This is a genomic window from Rhizobium halophilum (assembly GCF_021648825.1).
Classification (GTDB): domain Bacteria; phylum Pseudomonadota; class Alphaproteobacteria; order Rhizobiales; family Rhizobiaceae; genus Neorhizobium; species Neorhizobium halophilum.
In genome coordinates, this window is sequence record NZ_JAKJHS010000036.1 from 1 (window position 1) to 2539 (window position 2539).

3 protein-coding genes and 1 pseudogene are annotated in these 2539 nt (G+C 56.5%); 3 read left to right on the forward strand and 1 reads right to left on the reverse strand.

The window, feature by feature from the left end:
• Window positions 1-512 precede the first annotated feature (512 nt).
• A complete protein-coding gene (locus tag LXM96_RS21475) occupies window positions 513-1064 on the reverse strand; it encodes a patatin-like phospholipase family protein (protein WP_240000589.1) in 552 nt (183 codons plus the stop codon).
• A 179-nt stretch (window positions 1065-1243) separates the two neighbouring features.
• Here LXM96_RS21475 and LXM96_RS21480 point away from each other — a divergent pair, with 179 nt between their 5' ends.
• The 3 genes and pseudogenes from LXM96_RS21480 to LXM96_RS21490 form a co-directional block, all read left to right on the forward strand.
• The gene (locus LXM96_RS21480) at window positions 1244-1540 is read left to right on the forward strand and encodes a type II toxin-antitoxin system TacA family antitoxin (RefSeq protein ID WP_240000590.1); all 297 of its coding nucleotides are present in this window, start codon (window positions 1244-1246) and stop codon (window positions 1538-1540) included.
• Complete coding sequence (locus LXM96_RS21485; RefSeq protein WP_240000591.1) at window positions 1540-2034, forward strand: GNAT family N-acetyltransferase; 495 nt, start codon at window positions 1540-1542, stop codon at window positions 2032-2034. The genes LXM96_RS21480 and LXM96_RS21485 overlap by 1 nt, the downstream gene beginning before the upstream one ends.
• Before the next feature lie 314 nt (window positions 2035-2348).
• A pseudogene (locus LXM96_RS21490) lies at window positions 2349-2539 on the forward strand (GSU2403 family nucleotidyltransferase fold protein); the annotation flags it as partial.

A 2539-nucleotide genomic window follows, 5' to 3' on the forward strand; every position in this document is an offset into this window, starting at 1 on the left:
TCGGTCATCTCGCGCAGACGGCGCTGCGTCCTGTCGGACCCAATCCGGTCCTTCCGTTGGATCGCATCCTTGCCGAGGCCGGCCGTGCGGGCGATTTCCTCGCTTGTGGTGCGCAGGACGTCGGCAATCTTCCGCGGCGAAAAAAGCCCTTCGTCGGCGTATCGCCCAATTCCCATGGCATTACCTCCGAATTTTCGCCAATCAGTATGACGTAATATAGCGTCAGAATTTGCGGCATTCAAGGGAAGGGAAAGTAGAACGGAGAGAGGAAGTCGCTCCCAATCAAGTCTGCTCGCCATCCTCATCATAGATCAGGCAGACGGCACGTCCAACAACCTCGCACACCGGCGTGAGCCCCTTCAAGGGACCATGAACATAGCAGGTCGCCAGCTCTGTTCTCTTCAACTGCGCGACCGGCAATACCCATAGTTGATGATGGTTTTTGTTGAAATGCTAATCTCTGCTTACCTCCTTCAAAACGTCGAGCTGCTCCACCACGCGCGGCCCCTTAATCACGCTGGTTCAAAAAAGCTGCCTCCGCGCAAATGGTGGATCGAACAGCCCGGCGATGTCGGTAGATCCGCGAGTGAGGCTAGCGCCTTTTGCATGTCTGCTTTCCCGGCAGCCCACCGTCGTTGGATGGAGTGCGTGGAGAACTCCAAGGATTTGCCGCCGATCTCCCGACCGCTGCCGTCATAGGAGAGGTAGACGATGGCGATCCTGCCAGACGAAGCCGATGTATTTGAACGCATCACTCGTTGCAGGGCATGGCGGCTCTGTGACGCAAAGATCAGATCATGCGCCCGTCCAACGGCATCATCCAGGGAGCGCGGAACCTTGCCATGCGCTGTCACGAGATCAAGAGCGAGGCAAAGAACATCTTGCGGATTGCTGCCCTCGCATAGTGGCTCGATGGGCAGATTTGCGGAGACGCCGGCATCGACATAGACACGTCCATCAATGCTGACGGGCGGAAATGCAATGGGAAAGGCAGCACTCGCCAGGAGGTGATCAACCTCGATCCCGCCCGCATGGCTGTCGAAGGTGACGCCCAGGGCAGTCATTTGATTTTGGGATGACGGGGATGTCCAGCTGAACAACAGGTCATCGGTTCATACTTATTCAAGAGCGAGAAAGACTAGGTTTGATGCGTCGACAAACACACATCCGTAACGACAATCGTTACGGCTCTTGTAACGATGGTGTCGTTACGCTACCTAGCATTAGGACATAGGAGTTGCCCATGCCGACGTCACACACCAGCAAGAATGTGAATGCAAGTGTTCCATTGAATATCCGTATCAAGCCCGCGACTCGCAACCTTATTGACCGCGCAGCTGAGTTGCTCGGCAAGACGCGCACGGATTTCATGTTGGAGGCCTCTGAACGGCGAGCTGAGGAAGTGCTGCTAGACCGCACCGTCTTCACAGTAAGCCCCGAGGTCTATACCGAGTATCTTGCTCGCCTCGATGCGCCCGCCCAGTTGAATGAGCGGTTGAAGCGTACAATGTCGACCAAAGCGCCGTGGGACGAGGCGTGATACTAACTGCGCCTGCTCCTTTAGCCGATTATCATGAACTGGACGAGTTTGATTCCGGCGTTCCACAACTGGACGATTGGTTGCGTCGACGAGCCCGTGCCAATCAGGCAGGTGGGGCATCTCGTACGTTTGTGGCCTGCGAGGGAAATCGCGTTGTTGCCTACTACGCGCTCGCCTCCGGCGCAGTGAAGCCGCCAGAAGCACCAGGCCGTTTCAGGCGAAACATGCCGGACCCGATTCCAGTCGCAGTACTTGGTCGACTGGCTATTGATCGATCTTACCAGGGCCGAGGTCTAGGTCGGGCGTTGGTCCGTGATGCAGGCCTGCGCCTGCTTAATGCCGCCGAGATACTCGGTTTCCGAGGCGTACTGGTGCATGCGATTTCGGATGATGCGCGTGCCTTCTATGAAGCTTCCGGATTTCTGCCTTCTCCGTCCGATCCGATGATGCTGATGATTGGATTGAAAGATCTCAGCAACGCACTGAACGCGTAGACGCTATTGTTGAGCGTCGTCCAGGTGGGAAGAAGCAGGTCGAGAGCGCAAAGAGCCGACATGCGCTTGAAAGCTCGGTGAACAGCCGATGCATCGCAGCGGCAACGCTTGATCCAAAGGTCGGCGCGATCTGTCTTGCGTCAGTGAAAACCTAATGAAGGCGCCGGCTTATGAATTCCGAATAGCAGGTCGTCGGTTCGAATCCTTTCAAGGCGATCGAGCTACCATCCCACCTTGCCCGCTATCCTCTCGACGGTTATACTGTTTTGAAGAACAGTATAACGATGGAATCGAGCTTATGAAGTCTATTGACCTACATCGACCAGCCGGCGAAGATGCCGGCCCTCGGCGGAGCCAGCGCGGATCCGCTGCGCTTTCTCGACTTCCTCATCAGGAATCCAGTCAGGACGATGCTGCTCCACCGAAGTGGTGTCCCGGTCGTCGTCCCTGATCCGTCCCGGTACGCTGTCCACAAGCTCATCGTCGCCAGCCGCCGACACACTGA

Bases quoted from the DNA above. Each gene is read 5' to 3' on its own strand.
- LXM96_RS21475 (WP_240000589.1), bottom strand. From the start codon at position 1,064: ATGACTGCCCTGGGCGTCACCTTCGACAGCCATGCGGGCGGGATCGAG.
- LXM96_RS21480 (WP_240000590.1), top strand. From the start codon at position 1,244: ATGCCGACGTCACACACCAGCAAGAATGTGAATGCAAGTGTTCCATTG.